Source organism: Cellulosimicrobium sp. G4 BAM 1002, assembly GCF_057126935.1.
Map to the genome: position 1 here is coordinate 1,198,451 of NZ_CP182109.1, position 22,606 is coordinate 1,221,056.

Below are 22,606 nucleotides of genomic sequence, written 5' to 3' on the forward strand. Positions count from 1 at the left end.
AGGGAGAGAGTCATGAGCACGGTCCCCTGGTTGACCCTCCTCGTCGCGTGGCCCCTCGTGGGCGCCGCCGCCGTCTGGCTGACGGGTGCGGCGCGGACCCGCGGCGTCGGCGCGGGCGCGCTGCGTGCGGTGCGCGGCATCGCGATCGGCGCCGCACTCGTCGAGCTGGCGCTCCTCGTCGGCGCGTTCACCGCGTTCGACACGTCCGCGGCCGGTACCCACCAGCTCACCGAGACGTACTCCTGGATCCCGCAGATCGGGGCGAGCTACGCCGTCGGCGCCGACGGCGTCGCGCTCGCGCTCGTCGCGCTCTCGGTGCTCCTCGTCCCGCTCGTCGTGGCCGCGGCGTGGAAGGAGCAGGACGGCGACGTGCGCCGCCTGCGCCACTACCTCGCGCTCGTGCTGCTGCTCGAGGCGTTCATGGTCGCGGTGTTCGTCGCGCGCGACGTGTTCCTCTTCTACGTCCTGTTCGAGGCGATGCTCATCCCGGTCTACTTCATGATCGGCGGCTTCGGGGTGGGAGCACGGCGGCGCTACGCGGCCGTGAAGTTCCTGCTCTTCTCGCTCGCGGGCGGGCTCATCATGCTCGCGGCGGTCATCGCGCTGTACGTGCAGGTGCCGATCGACCCGACGACGGGTGCCCGGCCCGAGGACGCGTTCCTCACGGCGAACCTCGTGGGGTACTTCGCCGAGAACCCGATGCCCGTGACCACCGAGCGCCTGCTGTTCCTCGGCTTCTTCCTCGCGTTCGCGATCAAGGCTCCGCTGTTCCCGGTCCACACCTGGCTGCCCGACGCCGCGCAGCACGCCCCGGCCGGCACGTCCACGCTGCTCGTCGGCGTGCTCGACAAGGTCGGGACGTTCGGGATGCTCACGCTGTGCCTCCCGCTCTTCCCGAGTGCGAGCGCGTGGGCGGCCCCGGTGGTGATCGTGCTCGCCGTCGTCTCGATCCTCTACGGCGCGCTCATGGCGATCGGGCAGAGCGACCTCATGCGGCTCATCGCCTACACCTCGGTCTCGCACTTCGGGTTCATCGTGCTCGGGATCTTCGCGTTCACGTCGCTCAGCGTGTCGGGGTCGTCGCTGTACATGGTCAACCACGGCGTCTCGACCGGCGCGCTGTTCCTCCTCGCGGGCTTCCTCATCGCCCGCCACCCGGAGCGCTCGCAGCGCATCGCCGACTACGGCGGTCTGCAGAAGGTGGTGCCGGTCCTCGCGGGGACGTTCCTCGTAGCGGGCCTCTCCGCGCTGTCGCTGCCCGGCCTGTCGACGTTCGTCAGCGAGATCATGGTCTTGGTCGGGACCTTCGCCCGCAGCCCGTGGGCCGCGCTCGTCGCCGTGCTGGGCGTCGTCCTCGCCGCGCTCTACGTCCTGCTGACGTACCAGCGGATCTTCACCGGCTCCACGCGCGAGGGCCTCGAGCAGCTCCCCGACCTCGGGGCACGCGAGAAGTGGGTCGTCGCGCCGCTGCTCGTGGTGCTCGTCGTCCTCGGCTTCTACCCGGCCCCCGCGCTCGACCTCGTGCGCGAGCCCGCACAGGTCACGCTGTCCGACCTCGCGCCCGCCGGCGTCGAGGACCCGCCCAGCGCCGACCCGTTCGCCACCCGCACCACCGACGAAGGGAGCGAGTCGTGAGCGACTCCTTCGTGGCACCCACGGTCGACTGGCTCTACCTCGCCCCGGTCCTCGCCGTGCTCGGGGCCGGCGTCGTCGGCGTGCTCGTCGAGGCGTTCGTCCCGGCACGGGTCCGGCGCACGACCCAGGTCGTCCTCGCCCTGCTCGCGACCGCCGTCGCGTTCGCGTTCGTCGTCGTGCTGTGGCGCGACCCGGTCGTCCAGGGCGTCGGCGGCTCGCCCTACGGCGTGCGCGTGCTCGGCGGGTCGATGGTGATCGACCCCTTCGGGCTCGCGGTCCAGGGGATCGTCGTCCTCCTCGCGTTCCTCGCGATCCTGGTCATCGCCGACAGGACGTCGACCGGTCAGGACGCCTTCGCGCCCTCCGCGGCGGCCGTGCCGGGATCACCGTACGAGGACCTCACGCGGCGCAAGGGGCTCGAGCAGACCGAGGTCTACCCGCTCGTGCTCTTCGCCGTGGGCGGCATGATGATCTTCCCCGCGACCGGGAACCTCCTCGTGATGTTCGTCGCGCTCGAGGTGCTCTCGCTGCCGCTCTACGTGCTCTCGGCGATGGCGCGGCGCCGGCGCCTGCTGTCCCAGGAGGCGTCCTTCAAGTACTTCCTGCTCGGCGCGTTCGCGTCGGCGCTGTTCGTCTTCGGGGTCGCGCTCGTCTACGGCTTCGCCGGCTCCGTCGACCTGGCCGTGGTCTTCCAGGCGCTCGCCGCGCCCGAGGGGCCGCTCGCGACGATGCCGGGCCTCGTCGTCGTCGGCGTGCTGCTGATCCTCGCCGGTCTGCTCTTCAAGATCGGCGCCGCGCCGTTCCACGCGTGGACGCCCGACGTCTACCAGGGCGCCCCGACGCCGATCACCGGGTTCATGGCGGCGTGCACCAAGGCCGCGGCCTTCGGGGCGCTCCTGCGCGTCCTGTACGTCACGAGCCTCGGGCTCCTGCAGTCCTCACCCCCGACGCGCGAGGACCTGTTCGTCGCCCTGTGGATCGTCACGCTCCTCACGATGGTCGTGGGGACCGTCGTCGGTGCGGTGCAGACCGACGTCAAGCGGCTCCTCGCCTACTCGTCGATCGCGCACGCCGGGTTCATCCTCGTCGGCGTCCTCGGGTTCTCGCAGCTCTCCCTGCGCGCGACGGTCTTCTACCTCCTCGTCTACGGGCTCGCCACGGTCGGCGCCTTCGCCGTCGTCACGCTCGTGCGCGAGACCGCGCCGACGCGCGAGCGGGTACCGGCCGCGGTCGGCGCGGGAGCCGTCTCGGCGGCGGACGGCGCACCGGCGGGCGGGACCGACGCCACGGGCACGGACAACCCGACGGGAACGCCCGGGCCGGAACCGGTCGCGGTGCTCGGTGAGGCCACGCATCTCGCGCAGTGGGCCGGGCTCGGGCGTCGTAGCCCGTGGCTCGCGGGCGCCTTCTCGCTCTTCCTGCTCTCCATGGCGGGCATCCCGCTGACCGCGGGCTTCATCGCGAAGTTCACCGCGTTCGGCGCCGCGATCGCCGGCCCCGACGGGCAGGGCGGGGGGTCCACGTGGGTGCTCGCCGTCGTCGGCGTGCTGGCCTCCGCGGTCGCGGTGTTCTTCTACGTCCGCATCATCGTCCTCATGTTCTTCACGCCGCCGGCGGCTGACGACGCGGGTCCTGGTGGCGCCTCCGGTGCCGCGGAGGGCACCGGCGTGACGGTCGTCCGCTCCTCCGGACCGACCGCCGTCGCGATCGCCGTGTGCGCCCTCGGCGTGCTCGTCCTCGGTGTGTTCCCGTCCCCGGTTCTCGATCTGGCGGCGGAGGCGGTTAAGTTCGTCCCGTGACCTCTGCGCCTTCAGGGCCTCCCGTGCCCTCCGTGCCGCCCGGGCTGCGCGCCCGGCCCGCGCCCGTGACGACCACCGCGATCCCGATCTCGGACCCCGGGCTCTCCGCCGCGCTCACCGAGCGGCTCGCGAGCGTCGAGACGAGGCTGCGGGCCGCCGTGGCGCACGCGGACCCGCTCGCCGACACGGCGTCGCGGCACCTCGTCAACGCGGGCGGCAAGCGCCTGCGACCGCTGCTCACGCTGCTCGCGGCGGAGCTGGGGGACGGGGCACGCCCCGAGGTGGAGGAGGCGGCCGTCGTCGTGGAGCTCACGCACCTCGCGTCGCTCTACCACGACGACGTCATGGACTCGGCGCCCGTGCGCCGAGGTGCGCCGTCGGCGCACGCGGTCTGGGGCAACTCCGTGGCCATCATGGTCGGCGACCTGCTGTTCGCGCGTGCTGCGTCGACCGTCGCGGCGCTCGGCCCGGAGGCCGTGCTCATCCAGGCACGGACGTTCGAGCGGCTGTGCCTCGGCCAGCTCCACGAGACGACCGGACCGGGCGCGGGGGAGGACCCGGTCGAGCACTACCTCCAGGTGCTCGCGGACAAGACGGCGTCGCTGCTGTCCACCTCCGCGCGGCTCGGCGCGATGTTCGCGGGCTGCCCGGACGGCGTCGTCGAGACCGTCGCCGCGTACGGCGAGAAGCTCGGTGTGGCGTTCCAGCTCGCCGACGACGTCCTCGACCTCGCGTCGTCGGGGGAGGAGTCCGGCAAGACGCCCGGCACGGACCTGCGCGAGAAGGTCCCGACGATGCCCGTCCTGCTGCTGCGTGCGCGGATCACGAGCGGTACCTCGGACGCGGCGGACGCCGAGCTCGTCGAGCTCCTCGACTCCGACCTCACCGACGACGCGGCCCTCGCGGCGGCGGTGGCGGCCCTGCGCCGGCACGAGGTCCTCGCGGAGACGCGGTCTCTCGCCGTCCGGTGGGCGCGCTCGGCGGTCGACGAGCTCGACGCGCTTCCCGCGGGTCCGGTGTCTGACGCGCTGCGGTCGTTCGCGGAGGCTCTGGCCGACCGCGCCGCCTGACCGGGTCGCACCCACCCGGTGAGGGTGGGTGAAGATGCTCGCCGCCCTCGCGCAGTGGTCGTCACCAGGCGCCCTCAGGGCGGTTGCCCGGGACATCCGTGTGACCTGGGAGGACGCTGGGCGATCCGTGGGACGAATCGGTCCCCCGGAGCGCCCGCGGGCTCGTCGTGGGGAGTACTACCCATGAGACGAAGGTCGGTTTTCGCCCCGGTGAACGCTATCCTCGGGTGCGCGATCGGTGGGGCCGCCCGGAAATGAGCGAGATCGAGGGGGCTGAGGTAGAGGACCGGTCGTCTCCCGATCCGATACCTCGGAGGACCTGTGGGTTTCCTGGCGCACGTGCACGACCACCGCCGCACCGTGGCGTCGGTGACGGCCGTATCGCTGTTCTCGAGCACGCTCGTGGGGCTCGCCCTGTTCTACGAGGGTGAGGCGACGGCGGACGTCGACCTGAACGACTCGGGTGTGTGGGTGACGAAGACGTCGGCCGGGCTGCTCGGGCGGTTCAACTACGAGTCGCAGGCTCTGGACGGGTCGCTGGTCGCGGGGAGCGCGTCGTTCGACGTGCAGCAGGACGAGGGCCGGGTGCTGCTCGACGACGCGGGCGCCGGGACGGCCTCGCCGGTCGACATCGCGCACCTGAAGCTGGACGGGCAGGTCCGGCTTCCCACGGGCGCGCAGGTCGCGTCGGGGGGTGCGACGACGGCGATCCTCGACGGCGAGGAGGGACTGCTGTGGGTGCTGCCGTTCGACGGCGCGACCTCGTTCGACGCGGAGAAGACGGACCCGACGGCGGAGGTCGGCGGCGACGGCGCGCTCACGGTGTCCGGCGACGGGACGGTGTTCGTCGCGATCCCGGAGACCGGTGAGCTCTGGACCGTCGACACGACCGGCAACGGCGTGGTCGAGGGCGAGCCGCGGTCGTCGTCGCTCTCCGTCGGCACGGGCGCCGAGGTCGAGGTGACGGCGGTCGGCGACGACCCGGTCGTCCTGGACCGGTCCGCGTCTCAACTCGTCCTCCCGGGCGGGAAGACGGTGTCCCTGGAGGACGGCGCGGAGGCACGGTTGCAGCAGCCCTCGGCGACGTCCGAGGCTGTGGTCGTCGCCACCACCGAGGGTCTCGTCACCCAGCCGCTGGACGGCGGTGACGCTCTGCGGCGCGCCGCCCAGGGGCGTCCGGCCGCGCCGGTCCAGCTCGGCGGGTGCACGTACGGGGCGTGGGCGTCGACCGGACAGGTCGTGCGTGACTGCGCGGGCACCGACCGTGACCTGGACACGCGCCTCGAGGGGATCGACCCGCAGTCGCAGCTCGAGTACCGGGTGAACCGTCAGGTGATCGTGCTCAACGACCTGTCGGCCGGGACGTTGTGGATGGCGGCGGACGAGTACCAGAAGGTCGACGACTGGGAGCTCGTGATGCCGGAGGAGGCGGAGGGCGAGGAGTCCGACGCCGAGCTGACCAACCCCGAGCAGGTCGACCAGTTCATCGCCGACCGCACGCAGCCGAACAAGCCGCCGCAGCCGAAGGACGACAGCTTCGGGGTGCGGCCCGGCCGCACCACGATCCTGCCGGTCCTCGCGAACGACGTCGACCCCGACGGCGACGTCATGACCGCGACCCCGGCGGGTGAGGGCCCCGGCGGGACCGCGGTGCAGCAGATCATGGGCGGCGCGGCCCTCCAGGCCGTGGTCCCCGAAGACGCGGAGGGCACGAGCTCGTTCCGCTACTCCGTCTCCGACGGGCGCGGTGGCGTCGCCGAGGCCGGGGTGAGCGTGAAGGTCTCGCCCTGGGACCAGAACGCGGCGCCCGAGCAGACCGGTGACCCGGTGCTCAAGGTGGAGCAGGGCGGCAAGGCGTCGATCAAGGTGCTGCCGTTCTTCAAGGACCCGGACGGCGACGACGTCTACCTCGCGTCGGGCGAGGCGACGGTCGCGGGGGACGACGTCCGTTCGCGCCCGGACGGCACGGTCGAGTTCCGCGACGGCGGGGGGTCGACGGGTCGCAAGACCGTCACGCTCGCGGTCGCGGACGGGCTCGGCGGTGTGGTCGAGGGCAAGCTCCTCGTCGACGTGGTGCCGGGCCAGCAGCCACCGGTCGCGGTCAACGACCACGTCGTCGTGCCCGCCGGGCAGCCGGTGACCGTCGAGCCGCTGCGCAACGACACCGACCCCAACTCGGACGAGCTGCGCCTGGCGTCGGTCTCGGAGTCCGCGCCGGCGGAGATCACGCCGAACTACGACGCGGGCACGTTCACGTTCCTGTCGATGGAGCCGCGGTCCTACGACCTGACGTACCAGGTGACCGACGGTCCGAACGCGACGACCGGGCTCGTGCGGGTGGACGTGCTGCCGCCCTCGGCGGCCGAGGGCGCCCCGATCGTCGTCGCCGACACGGCGCTGCTGCCGTCGGGCGGCAAGACGCTCGTCGACGTGCTCGCCAACGACACCGACCCGGCGGGGGGCGTGCTCGTCGTGCAGTCGGTGCGGGTCCCGCAGGACGCCGGCGTCTCCGTGGCCGTGCTGGCGCACCAGATGCTGCGCATCACCGAGATCCGAGGCCTCGACGGCCCCGTCACCGTGGAGTACACCGTCTCCAACGGGACGCAGACCTCCACGGGACAGGTGCGCGTCGTGCCGGTGCCGGCCCCGACGCGGCTGCAGCCGCCGAACGCGGTCGCCGACGAGGTCACGGTCCACACGGGCGACGTCGTGACGATCCCGGTGCTGAAGAACGACACCCACCCCGACGGGCTGGAGCTGTCCCTACAGCCCGAGCTGGAGCAGGAGGCAGACCCGACGCTGGGCGAGGCGTTCGTCTCCGAGGACACGCTGCGCTTCAAGGCTGGGTCCGAGGGTGGGACCGCCTACGCGATCTACCGGGTGCGCGACGTGAACGGGCAGGAGGACTCCGCCCAGGTCACGATCCACGTCCGCGACGGTGAGGAGAACGAGCCCCCGCAGCCGCGCGAGATCGAGGCCCGTGTGCTGTCCGGGGCGAGCGTGCGCATCGCCGTCCCGCTCGACGGCATCGACCCCGACGGCGACTCCGTCCAGGTGACCGGTGTGGCCTCGCCCGCCTCGAAGGGCACGGCGAGCGTCGTGGACGGGTTCCTGGAGTACGCGGCGTCGAAGAACTCGACCGGTCTCGACACGTTCACCTACTCGGTGCTCGACGCGCGCGGCGCGACGGCGACGGGGACGGTGCGTGTCGGGATCTCGCGACCGGCCGAGACCAACCAGTCGCCGGTCGCCGTCGACGACGAGATCACGGTCCGCCCCGGACGCACGGTCTCGGTCGCGGCGCTGGTCAACGACACCGATCCCGACGGGGACCAGGTCGGTCTCGTGCCCGGCGGGATCGAGGACACGCACGAGATGGACGCCGAGGTCGTCGCCGACCGCGTCGTCCTGACCTCCCCGGCCGACGACGGGTCGTACACGTTCTACTACGCGATCCAGGACACCTACGGCGCCCGTGCCACCGGTGCCGTCACGGTCAACGTCGCGGCCGACGCTCCCCTGCTGCCGCCGGTCGCGCGCGACGACGGCGTCCCGGTGGAGGACATCCTCGGCAAGACCGAGGTCACCGTGCCGGTGCTGGACAACGACGAGGACCCTGACGGCGCGGCGACCGAGCTCACGGTGACCAGCGACGCCACGACGACGACGGTCACCGACGACGGTGAGCTCGTCATCACCCTCGCCGAGAACCGCCAGGTGATCACCTACACCGTCACGGACATCGACGGCCTCACCGCCAAGGCGTTCGTCAAGGTCCCCGGTCTCACCGACCAGAAGCCCACGCTGCGCCCCGGCACCCAGCTCGAGGTGCTGGCGGGCGAGTCGCTGTCCATCGACCTCACCGAGCACGTCCTCGTCGTCGAGGGCCGCTCGCCACGCCTGACCACCGAGGACACGGTCAAGGTGACGGAAGGGTCGCGCGAGATCCCGTCCGTGACCGAGATCGTCTACACCCCTGCCGTCGACTACACCGGTCCGGCGTCGGTCTCGTTCGAGGTGACCGACGGGTCCGGTCCCGACGACCCTGAGGGCAACGTCAACGTCCTGAGCATCCCGGTCCAGGTGCTGCCCCCGGCGAACCTCGCGCCGGAGCTCGTCGGCTCGCCGACGCTCGACGTCGCAGCGGGTGAGGAGGCCTCGGTCGACCTCGCGCGCTTCGCCACGGACGCGGACGGGGACCCCCTGACCTTCAAGGCCACCGGCGAGGCCCAGGGTGTGACCGTCTCGGTCGAGGGCACCGCCCTGCACGCGCAGGCCACGCCGGACGTGCCCAAGGGCTCGGTCGTCCAGGTCCCGATCACCGTGACCGACGGCGAGCACCCGCCGGTCGAGGGCACCGCGACCCTCACGGTCGTCGCCTCCACGCGCCCGCTCGCGCGCGCCAACCAGGACACGGTCGACGACGCCCACCAGGGCAAGCCCACGACGGTGAACGTCCTCGCCAACGACTCCAACCCCTTCCCCGACACCGCGCTCGAGCTCGTCGACGCGGTGATCGAGACGGGCAGCGGCGACGTGTCGTTCTCGGGCGACGAGGTCGTCGTGACGCCGCGGGACGACTACATCGGCGTCATGGTCGTCGTCTACCGCGTGCAGGACGCGACGAAGGACCCCGACCGCGTGGTCGAGGGGCGTGTGCAGCTCAAGGTGCTCGGCAAGCCCGACGCCCCACCGACCCCGCAGGTCGAGGAGGTGCGCTCGAAGACCGTGGTGCTGTCCTGGGACCCGCCGAACAACAACGGCGCCGACATCACCGGGTACACCGTGCGCTCCCAGAACGGGTACGAGAAGGCGTGCGGCACCACCACCTGCACCCTCGACGGCCTGACGAACAACGTCGAGTACACGTTCACCGTGTTCGCCACGAACGCCGTCGGCGACGGACCCGCCTCCCCGGCCTCCGCCGTCGCACGCCCGGACGAGAAGCCCGACCCGCCCGCCGCCCCGACCCTCGAGTTCGGCGACCAGTCACTCACCGTCACCTGGACGAACAAGACCTACACGGACCGGTCGGCCATCGAGACGGTCAACCTCGAGATCTCCCCGGCCCCGCCGGGCGGTGCGATCCAGAAGACCGCGGTCACCGGGAACCAGGTCGTCTGGGACGGCCTGAAGAACGGCGTCGCCTACCGCGTGCGGGTCCAGGCCGTGAACCGCGCGCCCGACCCGTCGGAGTGGGGCGCCTACTCCGCCGCCGAGACCCCGGCCGGCAAGCCCGCGGCCCCCGCGAAGCCGTCGGCCCAGCGCACGTCGATCGGCGACACGTCGCAGATGAAGATCACGTGGGCCGCGCCGAGCGACAACGGCGCCGCGATCAGCAAGTACACGATCGAGGCGCTGCAGGGCGGTTCCGTCGTCAAGTCCGCGACGGCGGGCGGTACGGCCACGTCGGTGACCATGGGAGTCGCCGCTGACACGACCGGGTACACGTTCCGGGTCAAGGCGCACAACAAGGCGACCGAGAAGTTCGGCGACGCCGAGTTCTCCCCGGCTTCCGATGCGGTCCGCGCGTTCGCCACGCCCGGCACCGTGTCGAACCTCCGGGCGACCGCGACGGGGACGAACAGGCAGGTGCAGCTCTCGTTCGGCGACGCATCGGGCAACGGTGTCAAGCCGGGCGAGATCTCGTACCAGTACGCGGTCGGGAACGGCTGGCAGGCCCTGCGGGCGGACAGGCTCGTGACCGGGCTCGACAACGGGACGGCGTACTCCATCAAGGTGCGGGCAGTCGCCGGCGTCGACGGTGCCAACGAGCCCGGCGCTGCGGTGACGGCGAACTCGGCGACGCCCTACGGTCCTCCGAAGACGCCCGGGGTCTCCGGCGCGAACGCGGGCCAGGGAAGCAAGCAGACGACCGTCTCGTGGAGCGACCCCGGCGACAACGGCCGCGACTATCGCATCGAGATCAAGATCGGCGGCGGGAGCTGGGAGAACGTCGGCAAGGGAAGCGGCAGTCGCACCGTCGGCGACGGGTACGACCAGACGATCAAGATCTGCGCCAGGCTCATCGACTCCGAGGGCCAGCAAGCCGGAGGGGCAGACAACTGCGCCAACGGCACGACGGGAGCCGCTCCCCGGCCGACGGTCTACAAGCACTCCGACGCCCAGGGCGAGCAGGGCTGCGGCGACAACTCCTGCCGCTGGCTCGGCATCGACCCCAACGGCGCGACGGGGTCCGTCCAGTACCAGTGCTGGGCTTCCGACGACGGCTGGCACAGGTTCTCCCCGTCCTCGAACTACTCCAACGAGTGGTGGACCATCAACCTCAGCAACGGCCGTCAGCGGCTCCAGTGCTACTACGGCTGGCCGGGTCAGCAGGTCCAGGTGAAGTTCTCCGACGGGACCAGCACACCAGCCATGACCTGGTAGCCCACGAACGAACGCACTCCTCAGCACGCACGAGAAACGGAACCTCATGAGCACGATGACCCCCGAGCAGGCCACCTGGTTCGCTCAGACCTTCGACCGCCTCGTCGGCAACGTGGGCCAGGCCGTCCTCGGCAAGCCGCACGTCGTGCGCCTCGTGCTCACGTGCATGCTCTCCGAGGGGCACGTCCTGCTCGAGGACGCGCCCGGCACGGGCAAGACGTCGCTCGCGCGTGCGATCGCGGCGAGCGTCCAGGGCACGCAGCAGCGCATCCAGTTCACGCCGGACCTGCTGCCCTCCGACGTCACGGGCGTGACGATCTACGACCAGAAGTCGGGGAAGTTCGACTTCCACCCGGGCCCGATCTTCGCGTCGATCGTGCTCGCCGACGAGATCAACCGCGCGTCGCCCAAGACGCAGTCCGCGCTCCTGGAGGTCATGGAGGAGGGCCGCGTCACGGTCGACGGCGTGGCGCACGAGACGGGCCGCCCGTTCATGGTCATCGCGACCCAGAACCCGATCGAGCAGGCCGGCACGTACCGCCTGCCCGAGGCGCAGCTCGACCGCTTCCTCATGAAGACCTCGCTCGGCTACCCCGACCACGCCTCGACGGTCGAGATCCTCTCGGGGGCGTCGATCCGCGACCGCAGCAAGAACCTGCAGCCGCTCATCACGACGCAGGCCGTCACCGAGATGGCGGACCTCGGCGCGCGCGTGCACGTCGACGGCGCCGTCCTCGAGTACATCTCCCGCCTGGCCGAGGAGACGCGCAACGCGCCCGAGGTGCGGGTCGGCGTCTCCGTCCGTGGCGCGCTCGCCCTCGTGCGGTGCGCCAAGGTCTGGGCGGCCGCGCACGGGCGCAACTACGTGCTGCCCGACGACATCAAGGAGCTCGCGCAGCCCGTGTGGGCGCACCGGTTCGTCCTCGACCCCGAGGCGGAGTTCGCGGGCGCGACGGAGGAGGCGGTCCTGGGCCGCCTGCTCGCCGACGTCGCCGCCCCGCAGGAGCGCCGCTCGGCCTGAGCCGACCCGAGCCAGTCCCGGCCCGGCCCGAGCACGACCAGTACCGACCAGCACCACCCCTTCGTCCCGAGCGAGAGCACACCATGAACGCGTCCCGACGCCGCCCGGCCGGCCGTCCCGCCGGCAGGTCCCCCGGCGCACCCCGCCCGTCGTCGGCGCTCGCCGGGCTGCTCCGACCCCTCGGAACGGCCCTCTCGCGGGCGTTCGCACCGGTCGGGCGCGCGCTCGCCCCGGCGGCTCGCGCCGTGGAGCCCGTCACGTCGGCCGTGAGCCCCTTCGGGTGGGCGGCGCTCGTCGTCACGATCGCGTCGTGGTGGGCCGGGCTGCGCTACTCGTGGCTCGAGCTGCTGGTCGTCGCGGTCCTGCTCACGGTGGCGCTGCTCGCGGCGATCGCGTTCGTCCTCGGGCGGTTCCGCTACGCCGTCGTGCTCGACCTCGCGCAGCAGCGGGTCACGGTCGGGGACCGCGCGGTCGGTCGGCTCGACGTGCGCAACGACTCGGCGCGGCCGCTGCTCCCGTCGGTGATGGAGCTGCCGGTCGGGCAGGGCATGGCGACGTTCCCCGTCCCTCGCCTGCGGCCGCAGGCGAGCCACGAGGAGATCTTCACGGTGCCGACGCACCGGCGCTCGGTGATCTCGGTCGGCCCCGTGCGCTCCGTGCGCGCCGACCCGCTGGGGCTCCTGCGCCGCGAGGTCGTGTGGACCGAGCCCGAGGAGCTGTTCGTGCACCCCCGCGTGAAGAACCTCTCGGGCTCGTCGACCGGGTTCCTCAAGGACCTCGAGGGCCGCGTCACGACGGACATCTCCAACTCGGACGTCTCGTTCCACGCGCTGCGCGACTACGTCCCCGGTGACGACCGCCGCCACATCCACTGGAAGACGACGGCCCGCACCGGGCAGCTCATGGTCCGCCAGTTCGAGGAGACGCGCCGCTCGCACCTCGCGGTGCTGCTCTCGACGCGGGCCGAGGACTACGCGCACGACGACGAGTTCGAGCTCGCCGTGAGCGCGTGCGGATCGCTCGGTCTCCAGGCCATCAAGGAGGACCGTGGTGTCACGGTCCTCGTCAACGACGGCAACCTGCGCGGCGACCACCGCACGCGGCTGCTCGACGACCTCGCCCGGGTCGAGACGCAGTCGCAGCGCACGTCGCTCGTGGACGTCGCACGCGTCGCCGGCCTGACGATCAGCGACGCGTCCGTCGTCGCGTTCATCGTGGGCAGCCGGGTCACCCCGACCGAGCTGCGCGCGGCGTCGGCCCGCCTTCCGCAGGACGTGCGCGTCATGGCGATCCAGTGCGTGCCCGGCGCGTCCCTGAGCCGCCACGCGATCGCGGAGCTCGTCGTCCTCACCATCGGCGAGCTCGGCGAGCTCCCCCTCGCCCTGCGGAGGCTGAACGACTGATGAGCGCTCCCAGCACCACCACGCGCGGCTCGCGCCGCGCCACGCCGGTCGGCGCACCGGCTCCGTCCTCCGGGACCTCACAGCGCATCACGACCCGTCTGCGCGGCGCCGACACCCCGCGCGCCCTCACGGCGCTCGGGGCGGTCGACGCGCTCGCGCTCGTCCTCGTCCTCGGCGCGACGGCGGTCGGGTTCGGCCCCGTCTGGGGCTCGCTCGGGTATCTCGTGCCCGCCGTCGGCGGCGCCGTCGTCGGTCTCGGCGTCGCGTGGCTCGGTGCGTGGCGGCGCTGGCCCGCGGTCACCGTCCTGGCGGTCGCGGTCGTCGGCTACGTGCTCTTCGGCGGCGCGCTCGCCCTGCCGGCCGACACGATCGCGGGCGTGGTGCCGTCGCTGACCACGGTCACGGACCTGCTCCTCGGCGCCGTCACGGGCTGGAAGGAGTTCGTCACGACGGTCCCGCCGCTCGCCTCGTTCCCCGAGCTCGCGGTCGTGCCGTACCTCCTCATGCTCGTCACGGGGCTGGTCGCGGGCAGCATCGCGTGGCGGTCGCGCCGTGCGGCGTGGGCCATGGTCCCCGTGGCGGTCGCGTTCGTCGGCGTGATCCTCCTCGGGACCGTCATCGCGGCCTACCCCGTGGTGCAGGGCCTGGTGCTGGGTGGCGTCGGTCTCCTCTGGGCGGGGTGGCGGGTGACCGCGGCACGCCTCGGTGAGCACCAGATCACGACGGAAGCGAGCAGGGCGGCGACCCGTCGGCTCTGGTGGCACCGGGTCCGCACCGGAGCCGCGATGCTCGCGGTCGGCGGCGTCGCCGCGGCGTTCGCGGCTCCCGCGCTCCTGCCGGACGACCCGCGCACGGTCCTGCGCGAGACCGTCGTCCCGCCGCTCGACCTGCACGAGTACGTCAGCCCCCTCACGGCGTTCCGCAAGTACGCCAAGGACATGCGCGAGGACGAGCTCTTCACCGTCAGCGGCCTCCCGGCCGGGGCGAAGATGCGCCTCGCGACGCTCGACACCTACAACGGGGTCGTCTACGACGTCTCGAGCGGCCTCCCGGGCTCCGGCGTGTACACGCGTGCGGGCGAGGAGATCGCCACGGTCGCACCCGGCACGACCACGCGGCTCGACGTCGCGGTCGGCGACTACGCCGGAGTCTGGGTCCCCGACACCGGCCAGCTCGAGGGCATCTCGTACACGGGCGACCGCGCGCGGGAGCTGGGTGAGGCGACGTACTACAACGCGACGACGGGCACCGCCCTCACGACGGCGGGGCTCCAGCCGGGCGACACCTACACGCTCGACACGCGCGTCACGGTCGAGCCCTCGGAGGAGGACCTGCGCGCCGGCGCGATCGACCAGACCGAGGTCCCGCCCGTGGCGAAGGGTGTCCTGCCCGCCGCGCTGGCAGGCAAGGCGGCGCAGTTCATGGGCGAGGAGACGGAGCCGGTCGAGCAGCTCTTCGCGCTGCGCGACGGTCTCGTCGCGAGCGGCATCTTCTCGAGCGGTCTCGACACGCAGCCGCCGTCGCGCCCCGGTCACTCGGCCGACCGCATCGACCAGCTGCTCGCGGACGACGAGATGGTCGGCGACGACGAGCAGTTCGCCGTCGCCCTCGCCCTCATGGCGAACCAGGCCGGGATCCCGGCGCGCGTGGTCATGGGGTTCTACCCCGACCCGGAGAAGAACCCGCTCGAGCCGGGCGAGGCGTTCACGGCGACCGGCGCGGACGTCCACGCCTGGGCAGAGGTGCCGTTCGTGGGCTACGGCTGGGTGCCGATCACGGCGATCCCGGACGAGGACAACAAGATCCAACCCGAGCCCAAGAGCCTGCAGGTCCCCAAGCCGCCGATCCTCGAGGACCCGGAGCCGCCGGAGGAGCCCGCGGAGGCCGAGGCCGGCAAGGTCGACGACGAGGAGAAGGAGAAGGCCGACGAGGACGGCTTCGACTGGGGCCAGGTCTTCCTGGTCGGCGTCGCCGTCGCGATCCCGCTCGCGCTGCTCGCGCTGCCGGTCGTGCTCGTGCTCGCGTACAAGGCACGCCGTCGTGCGCGCCGCCGTGCGGCCGAGCGCCCGGTGGACCGCGTGAGCGGAGGGTGGCGCGAGGTGCTCGACGCCGCCACCGACCTCGGCACCCCGGTGCCGCCGGGCGCGACGCGGCGGGAGGGGGCGGGAGTCCTCGCGCAGACGTACGGCGCGACGGCGACGATCCCGCTCGCGCACCGCGCCGACGCGACGGTCTTCGGGTCGGGGGAGCCCACCGAGCAGGAGATCGAGGCGTTCTGGGCGGACGTGGACACGGTCGTCGGGGGACTACGCTCCTCCGTGAGCCGCCGTGCTCGGGTGCGTGCGGCGCTCTCGTTGCGCTCGGTGCGTTCCCGTGACCGGTCGTCCGGCGTGCGTCGGTGGCTTCCCCGCCGCCGGCCGATGAGACAGGGAGACGAGTCATGAGCGAGGTGACGTGCGCCGCGTGCGGCTCCGCGCAGTCGTCGGGTTCGGCGTTCTGCGCGGTCTGCGGGCAGCCGTTCCCCCGGACCGGTCGCCCGGTCCCTGAGGCCGCGGCGGGCCCGGTCGGCGGCGTCCAGGCGGTGGCCGGCCGCGGGAACCAGGGCGCCCCGCCGTTCGCGACCCCGTCACGCTCGGTCCTGGACACCACGACCGAGCCCGAGGTCTACGCCGCGACGCAGAAGGCGTTCGTCCCGGCGCCGGTACTGGAGTCGCCGACGCTCGCCTCGGCGCCGCTCGCGACGACCGGTCGCCGGTTCGTGGCCTACCTGGTCGATGCCGCGGTGCCCGGCATCGTGGCGCTCGTGGTCCTCCTGGTCGGTCTCGGTGTCGTCGGTGCCCCGCTCGGCAGCGTCCAGACCGTGAGCCAGGAAGAGGCTGCGGCCCTCGTCGGCAAGGTCCTCGGGGTGTATGCGCTCGCGGTGGTCCTCGCCCTCGCGTGGTGGGTCGGCCTGTGGTTCTGGGAGGGGTCGACCGGCAAGACCCTCGGCAACCTCGCCACCGGCATCCGGACCGTCGACGCGGCGACGCGCGCACCCCTGGGCTTCGGCCGTGCCGCGCTGCGCTGGATCATCGTCGGCGTGGTACCGGCGGGAGGCATCCTCGTCGTCCTGCTCAGCCCCGGCTTCGACTCCGCGGGCCGCCGCCAGGGGTGGCACGACAAGGCCGCGAAGGCCCTCGTCCTCGACGTGCGCGGCATCACGCCCGAGGCCACGAACCGGCCCGCGGGCCACGACGGCGTCGCCTCGCTCCTCGGCGGGCCGACGGCGCAGGGACCCGCGCCGCAGAGCGGCGCGCAGGGCTACGGTGCGCAGGGCTACGGCGGCGGGTACGGGGTGCAGGGACAGGGCGCGCAGGGCTACGGGGCGCCTGCCCCGGCCCCCTACCCGGGCACTGCCGCGCCGACCTCGTACGCTCCGCCGTCGGCTGCTCCTGCTCCCTCGGGCCCGTCGGCTCCCGGGGTACCGCTTCCCGCGGCACCGCAGCCGGCAGTGCCCGACCCGTGGGCCTTCCCGTCGACGCCGCAGCCGGCCGGCGGTGGCCTCATCACCGGTGTGCCGGGGGCATCCGGTCAGGTCTCCGCGCCGGCCGCACCCCCCGCCGCGCCGGCCGCACCGACGCCGGCGCCTGCCGTCGGGCGCGAGGACAGCGCCCGGCCCCAGCCCGCGGAGGCGGAGCCCGAGTGGGACAGCACGCGCATGACGGCGCCGGGCGTGCGCGCCATGGAGCCCGCGCCCGACGTGTCGGTCGTCCTCGAGCTCGAGTCCGGGGAGCGGCGCGCCGTCGACCGGCCCACGCTCGTCGGCCGCAACCCGCAAGCACCCGACGACGGACCGTGGAACCTCGTCCCGGTCGCGGACCCGACGCGCTCGGTGTCCAAGACCCATGCGGAGCTCCGCGCCGACCCCAGCGGGCTCTGGCTCACGGACCGCGGCTCGACCAACGGCACCGTCGTCTCGGTGCCCGGGTCACCGCCGCGGGTCGCCGAGCCGGGCGTGCGCGTGCGCGTCCCTGTGGGCGCCACCATCCACGTCGGCGACCGGCGCATCCTCGTGCACCCGGGGAACCGGTGACGGGCCCGGTGCCGGAGGTGCACCTGTCGTGGGGCGCGGCGTCGCACCGCGGCGCGCGCCGGATCCTCAACGAGGACCGGTTCCTCGTCTCGCGCTCGGTCTTCTTCGTCGCGGACGGCATGGGCGGGCACGAGGCGGGCGAGGTGGCGAGCGCGACCGCGGTCGACGCCCTGCGACCGCTGGCCGACCTCGAGGTCGTGACCCCGGACGAGGTGCGCGCCCGGCTCACGGTCGCCCAGGAGAACGTCCAGGCGATCGTGACCGAGCCGGGCCGCGGGGCAGGCACGACCGTCACGGGCGTCGCGGTGTCGGAGCAGGACGGGAACCCGTACTGGCTGATCGTCAACGTCGGTGACTCGCGCACCTACCACCTGGCAGGGGGCCGGCTGGAGCAGGTGAGCGTCGACCACTCCGAGGTCCAGGAGATGGTCGACGCCGGTCTGCTCACCCCGGCCGAGGCCCAGACGCACCCCCGGCGTCACGTCGTCACCCGAGCGCTGGGATCGCGCGCCGAGCCGCAGCCGGACTTCTGGTTCGTCCCCATCGAGCGGCACGACCGGGTCCTGGTCTGCTCGGACGGGTTGACCGGCGAGCTCACGGACGAGCGGATCGCCGAGGTCCTGCTCGACACGCCCGACCCGCAGGGAGCCGCCGAGCGACTCGTGCACGAGGCGATCGCCGCCGGCGGGCGGGATAACATCACTGTCGTCGTCGTCGACGCCACCGGCGTCTCGGACGACACGAGCGGCGGGAGCACGGCGCCGCGCGAACATCACCTCGAGAACGGCTCGTCCGGCGCGGCCGTCGACGAGGACACGTTGCCCAGAGACGTTCGACTGCAGATCGGGGGAATGGCGTGACGCTGCGCTACGTCACGGGAACCGCGCGAGCCCTGGTCCGGGGTGGCACCGTCGTCGTGCTGCCCGGTCCGGCGGACGACGCGCTCGTCGAGCAGGTGTGGGACCAGCTGGGCGCCGACCCGGGGGTCGTCGAGGTCCTGCAGGTCCTCACGGGCGCCTTCGGCTCGAGCCTGCGCACGATCCCGCCGTTCGCGGTCGCCGTCGTCTCGGGCCGTCGCGTGCACGTGGCCGTGCGCGGTGCGCTCGCCGTCACGCTCGAGCTCGAGGGCGGCGAGCGGCTCCACGCCGACGGCGAGGACGTCACCACCTGGTCGGAGCGTGTCGTCGACGATGTCGTCGAGCTCCTCGTCCGGACGGGCGTCGCACCGGTCGAGGCGCCGCGCGGCGAGCCGCTGCTGACCACGGCCGCGGGCGACGTCGCGTCCTTGCCGCTCGCGTCCGGCGTCGTGCTGGCCGACGCCGTCGCGTGGCAGCTCGCCGAGCGCCCGGTGCTGCCCGAGACGGCGCCCGAGCTTGCGCCCGACTCTGCGCCCGACCCTGTGCCGCTCGAGACCGGCCCGGCGCTCCTGGGCGGGTCCGTGACGTCGTCCGACGGCGCGTCCAGCGTCGAGTCGACCGTCGAGGACGCGCCGGCCGTGGGCCGCGGGGTGTCGTTGCCGGTCCCGGCGGCAGAGAGCACCCCCGCCCTCGGGGGAGTGCTCGGAGCGACCCTGCGTCTGCCCGAGGAGACGATCGCGCCGGAGCCGGACGGCGTGCACGCACCGCTCGGCGCCGGTCTCGCCGCGTCCACCGGAGAGGGCGGGGCCGACGCGGGACCCACGACGACTGCCGCCCCCGACGACGACGCGAGCGTCGTCGAGGAGCCGGACGACTACGCGCACCTGTGGGGCTCGACGGTCCTGCGCACCGTCGAGGACGCCGCGGTGCGGGCGGAGGCGGAGGACGAGGACGCCGACGAAATCCCGCCCGTCCCGGGCCCGCCCACGCCCGAGGAGCCCGTGGACGAGGAGCCCCGGACGGAGCCGTCCGGCGCGGGGCCCGTCGCCGAACCGGCCGAGCAGCCGGGCGGGCTCATCGCCGGGGTCCCCCGTGAGTGGACGGGAGCCACCCCGGCGGCCGCGCACCGCGCGGCGACCGTCGTCGACCCCGAGGGCGGCGCGGCGGACGACGCCGAGGCCGGTGCCGAGGGGCTCGACCACGACGGCCACACCGTCCTCTCGTCCGCGATCGCGGACCTGCGGGCTGCCGCGCAGAGCGCCGCGCCGCCTGCGCCGCCGGCACCGACGCCGTCGTTCACCGCCCCGCCCGGCCCGGGCCAGCAGCAGATCCTGGCGCGGACGTGCGTGCAGGGGCACGCGAACCCGCCCTCGCGCGACACCTGCGCGCTCTGCGGCAGCGAGCTCGAGGAGGACGCCGCGCTCGCGATCCGGCCGCCGCTCGGCCGCGTCGTCGTCTCGACGGGCCAGACGCTCGAGCTCGACCGGCCGGTCGTCGTCGGACGGCGCCCGCGCACGCCGCGCTCCCAGGCGGCCGACCTCCCGCGCCTCGTGACCGTGCCGAGCCCGCAGCAGGACATCTCGCGCTCGCACGTCGAGATCACGCTCGAGGGCTGGCACGTGCTGGTGAGCGACATGGCCACGACCAACGGCACGACGCTCCTGCGTGCCGGGCAGCCGCCGCGCCGGCTCCACCCGTCGGAGCCCGTGCTCGTCGTCGACGGGGACGTCGCCGACCTGGGCGACGGCGTGACCCTGACCTTCGAGGGAATCCGGTGAGCACCAAGCGCGCACCGTCACCTCCCCCCGAGATCAAGGGCTTCGAGTACGTCTCGCTCGTCGGCTCGGGCGGCTTCTCGGACGTCTTCCTCTACCAGCAGCAGCGGCCGCGGCGGCGCGTCGCGGTCAAGGTGCTGCTGCACGAATGGTCGAGCGAGTCCCAGCGTGCCGCGTTCGACGCCGAGGCCGACCTCATGGCGACGCTCTCGACGCACCCGTCGATCGTCACGATGTACGAGGCCGACGTCGCGGACGACGGCCGCCCGTACCTCGCGATGGAGTACTGCTCCCGGCCGAACCTCGGGGCCAGGTACCGCACCGAGCGGCTCTCGGTCGCGGAGGCGCTGCGCACCGCCGTGCAGATCGCGGGCGCCGTGGAGACCGCGCACCGGCACGGCATCCTGCACCGCGACATCAAGCCCGCGAACATCCTCGTCACCGAGTACGGGCACCCGGCGCTGACCGACTTCGGCATCTCGTCGACGCTCGACGACGCGGCCCGCGCCGAGGGCATGTCCATCCCGTGGTCGCCGCCGGAGTCGTTCGCCGAGCCGCCGCGCAGCGGGGTCGGGACGGACGTCTGGGCGCTGGCCGCCACGACGTTCACCCTCCTCGCCGGCCGGACGCCGTTCGAGGTGCCGGGCGGGTCGAACTCGAGCGCGAACCTCATCTCGCGCATCGAGTCCTCCCCGCTCCCGCGCACCGGCCGTACCGACGTGCCGGCGTCGCTCGAGCGCGTGCTCGCGACGGCGATGGCCAAGAACCCGGGCTCCCGCTACCCGACCATGCTGGACTTCGCCCGTGCGCTCCAGCAGGTGCAGAACGAGCTGTCCTACGCCGTCACGCCGATCGACCTGCTCGACGACTCGGGCCACGTCCAGGAGGAGGAGCCCGACGACGACGCCGGGACCCGGCTCCGGGACATCGTCTCGATCGACCCCGCCGGGCCGGCGCAGCCGCGGGTCACGCAGCCGACCTCGAACGTGCAGCCCGTGCAGCGCGTCACCGCCCCGTGGGTCCCGCAGCAGACCGGGCAGGGGCAGCCGGGCCGCCCGGGCGGCTACGGCCCCCCGACGCCGTACGCCCCGAACCCCGCGCAGCACGGCGCGCAGCCCGCGGCGTGGACCGGCACCTCGCCCGGTGCGGCGCCTGGCGGGACGTCCGGAGGCGCGGGGACCGTGCCGACGACGGCCGTCGGGCCGGGCGGGCACGCGCCGGCCACCTCCCCCGTCGCCGAGCTCACCGACCCCCGCGCGTACCCCGGCGGAGCGGGCAGGCCGACGCACTGGGGCACGCCGCCCGTCGAGGACACGGTGCACCGCACCGCGGGGCCCGCCCAGGCGACCGAGGAGCGCGCGGAGGCCGAGCGGTCGGGGAAGGGCGCGCTGTGGGCGACACTCGCCGGTGTCGGGGTCGTCGGCCTCGCCGTCGCGGGGTTCTTCGCGCTCCAGTCCGGAGGCGCTCCCGAGGGCACCGACCCCACGGCGGGCGGGGACGAGACCGCGCCGACGAGCGACACCACGTTCACGCCGTCGGACAACCTGGGCGACCTGGTCCCGCCGGTGAACGACCTCGTGGGGACCTACGACCCGGCGCGCGAGGTCGCGACCTTCACGTGGGCGTACGACTCGGACAAGGCGCAGGACGGCGACTCGTTCGCCTGGCGCAAGCTCGACGCGGTCGAGGAGTCGCGCTACAAGGAGATCTTCGACGAGACCACCGTCGAGCTCCGGGCGAAGCCGGGGGAGAAGGTCTGCATCGAGGTCATCGTCGAGCGTGACGGCAAGTTCTCCGCGGCCCCGCAGAAGACGTGCGTCGACGGGGAGGCGGCGTGAGCGAGCTCGCGGTCGAGTTCTGCGGCGAGTGGTTCCGGCCCGACGCAGAGGGGGAGTTCGACATCGGCCGCGACGGAGACCTGTCGATCGAGGACAACCCCTACCTGCACCGCCGCTTCCTGCGCATCACCCACGAGGGCGGCATCTGGTGGCTCGCCAACGTCGGCTCGCTCATCTCCGCGACGGTGTGCGACTCCGGCGGCGGCGTGCAGTCGTGGCTCTCGCCGGGCAACCGCCTGCCGATCGTCTTCCCGACGACGTCGATCGTGTTCACCGCCGGGCCGACGACGTACGAGCTCACCGCGCAGCTGCGCGGCGCGCCGTACCAGGAGATCCGCTCCGAGGACCCCGAGTCGGGCGCGACGACGATCGGGATGATCACGTTCACGACGAGCCAGAAGCAGCTCATCGTCGCGCTCGCGGAGCCGATGCTGCGCCGCGACGGGACGGGGCTGTCGGAGATCCCGTCGTCGGCCGCGGCGGCCGCACGCCTCGGCTGGGCGACCACGCGCTTCAACCGCAAGCTCGACAACGTGTGCGACAAGCTCGACCGCATCGGGGTCAAGGGCCTGCGCGGCGGCCCCGGAGCGCTCGCGACGAACCGTCGGGCCCGGCTCGTGGAGTACGCCGTCGCGTCGCGGCTCGTCACCGGTGACGACCTCCCCCTGCTCGACCTGACCGACGACGGCTGACCGCGGCGGTCGACCCGTGAGCCCGCGTCCGCGTGCTCCGGCCGACCGCGCCGT

The 22,606-nt window shown here is 73.4% G+C and carries 12 protein-coding genes; all 12 read left to right on the forward strand.

Features of this window, described 5'->3' with window-relative positions:
- The first annotated feature begins 12 nt into the window (after positions 1-12).
- The 12 genes from ACMXGY_RS05430 (at position 13) to ACMXGY_RS05485 (ending at position 22,552) form a co-directional block, all read left to right on the forward strand.
- Positions 13-1,635: an NADH-quinone oxidoreductase subunit M gene (locus ACMXGY_RS05430; RefSeq protein WP_483775861.1), complete on the forward strand. Its 1,623-nt coding sequence runs from the start codon at positions 13-15 to the stop codon at positions 1,633-1,635.
- A complete protein-coding gene (gene nuoN / locus ACMXGY_RS05435) occupies positions 1,632-3,434 on the forward strand; it encodes an NADH-quinone oxidoreductase subunit NuoN (protein WP_483775862.1) in 1,803 nt (600 codons plus the stop codon). Before ACMXGY_RS05430 ends, nuoN begins: the two co-directional genes overlap by 4 nt.
- 65 nt (positions 3,435-3,499) lie before the next feature.
- Positions 3,500-4,504, forward strand: coding sequence for a polyprenyl synthetase family protein (locus ACMXGY_RS05440; RefSeq protein WP_483776794.1), 1,005 nt, complete (start codon positions 3,500-3,502; stop codon positions 4,502-4,504).
- A gap of 369 nt (positions 4,505-4,873) precedes the next feature.
- Positions 4,874-10,894: an Ig-like domain-containing protein gene (locus ACMXGY_RS05445; protein ID WP_483775863.1), complete on the forward strand. Its 6,021-nt coding sequence runs from the start codon at positions 4,874-4,876 to the stop codon at positions 10,892-10,894.
- Positions 10,895-10,940: 46 nt separating this feature from the next.
- Positions 10,941-11,915, forward strand: coding sequence for an AAA family ATPase (locus ACMXGY_RS05450; RefSeq protein ID WP_483775864.1), 975 nt, complete (start codon positions 10,941-10,943; stop codon positions 11,913-11,915).
- An 83-nt stretch (positions 11,916-11,998) separates the two neighbouring features.
- Positions 11,999-13,318 (forward strand): DUF58 domain-containing protein, encoded by a 1,320-nt coding sequence (locus tag ACMXGY_RS05455; protein WP_483775865.1) that lies wholly within the window; start codon positions 11,999-12,001, stop codon positions 13,316-13,318.
- Entirely contained in the window at positions 13,318-15,762 is a 2,445-nt protein-coding gene (locus tag ACMXGY_RS05460) for a transglutaminase-like domain-containing protein (protein WP_483775866.1), read from the forward strand. Before ACMXGY_RS05455 ends, ACMXGY_RS05460 begins: the two co-directional genes overlap by 1 nt.
- Entirely contained in the window at positions 15,759-17,390 is a 1,632-nt protein-coding gene (locus tag ACMXGY_RS05465) for an RDD family protein (RefSeq protein ID WP_483775867.1), read from the forward strand. Before ACMXGY_RS05460 ends, ACMXGY_RS05465 begins: the two co-directional genes overlap by 4 nt.
- Before the next feature lie 17 nt (positions 17,391-17,407).
- The gene (locus ACMXGY_RS05470) at positions 17,408-18,250 is read left to right on the forward strand and encodes a PP2C family protein-serine/threonine phosphatase (protein WP_483775868.1); all 843 of its coding nucleotides are present in this window, start codon (positions 17,408-17,410) and stop codon (positions 18,248-18,250) included.
- Entirely contained in the window at positions 18,247-20,025 is a 1,779-nt protein-coding gene (locus ACMXGY_RS05475; RefSeq protein WP_483775869.1) for an FHA domain-containing protein, read from the forward strand. The genes ACMXGY_RS05470 and ACMXGY_RS05475 overlap by 4 nt, the downstream gene beginning before the upstream one ends.
- Positions 20,022-21,860: a serine/threonine-protein kinase gene (locus ACMXGY_RS05480; RefSeq protein ID WP_483775870.1), complete on the forward strand. Its 1,839-nt coding sequence runs from the start codon at positions 20,022-20,024 to the stop codon at positions 21,858-21,860. Before ACMXGY_RS05475 ends, ACMXGY_RS05480 begins: the two co-directional genes overlap by 4 nt.
- Positions 21,857-22,552 carry an FHA domain-containing protein gene (locus ACMXGY_RS05485; RefSeq protein ID WP_483775871.1) on the forward strand — a complete coding sequence of 232 codons (696 nt, stop codon included), beginning with the start codon at positions 21,857-21,859 and terminating at the stop codon, positions 22,550-22,552. The genes ACMXGY_RS05480 and ACMXGY_RS05485 overlap by 4 nt, the downstream gene beginning before the upstream one ends.
- The last annotated feature ends 54 nt before the right edge of the window (positions 22,553-22,606 follow it).

What these genes read in the sequence shown, in the direction of transcription:
- ACMXGY_RS05450 (WP_483775864.1), top strand. Translation starts at nt 10,941, where the DNA reads ATGAGCACGATGACCCCCGAGCAGGCCACCTGGTTCGCTCAGACCTTC.
- ACMXGY_RS05455 (WP_483775865.1), top strand. Translation starts at nt 11,999, where the DNA reads ATGAACGCGTCCCGACGCCGCCCGGCCGGCCGTCCCGCCGGCAGGTCC.
- ACMXGY_RS05460 (WP_483775866.1), top strand. Translation starts at nt 13,318, where the DNA reads ATGAGCGCTCCCAGCACCACCACGCGCGGCTCGCGCCGCGCCACGCCG.
- ACMXGY_RS05430 (WP_483775861.1), top strand. Translation starts at nt 13, where the DNA reads ATGAGCACGGTCCCCTGGTTGACCCTCCTCGTCGCGTGGCCCCTCGTG.
- ACMXGY_RS05465 (WP_483775867.1), top strand. Translation starts at nt 15,759, where the DNA reads ATGAGCGAGGTGACGTGCGCCGCGTGCGGCTCCGCGCAGTCGTCGGGT.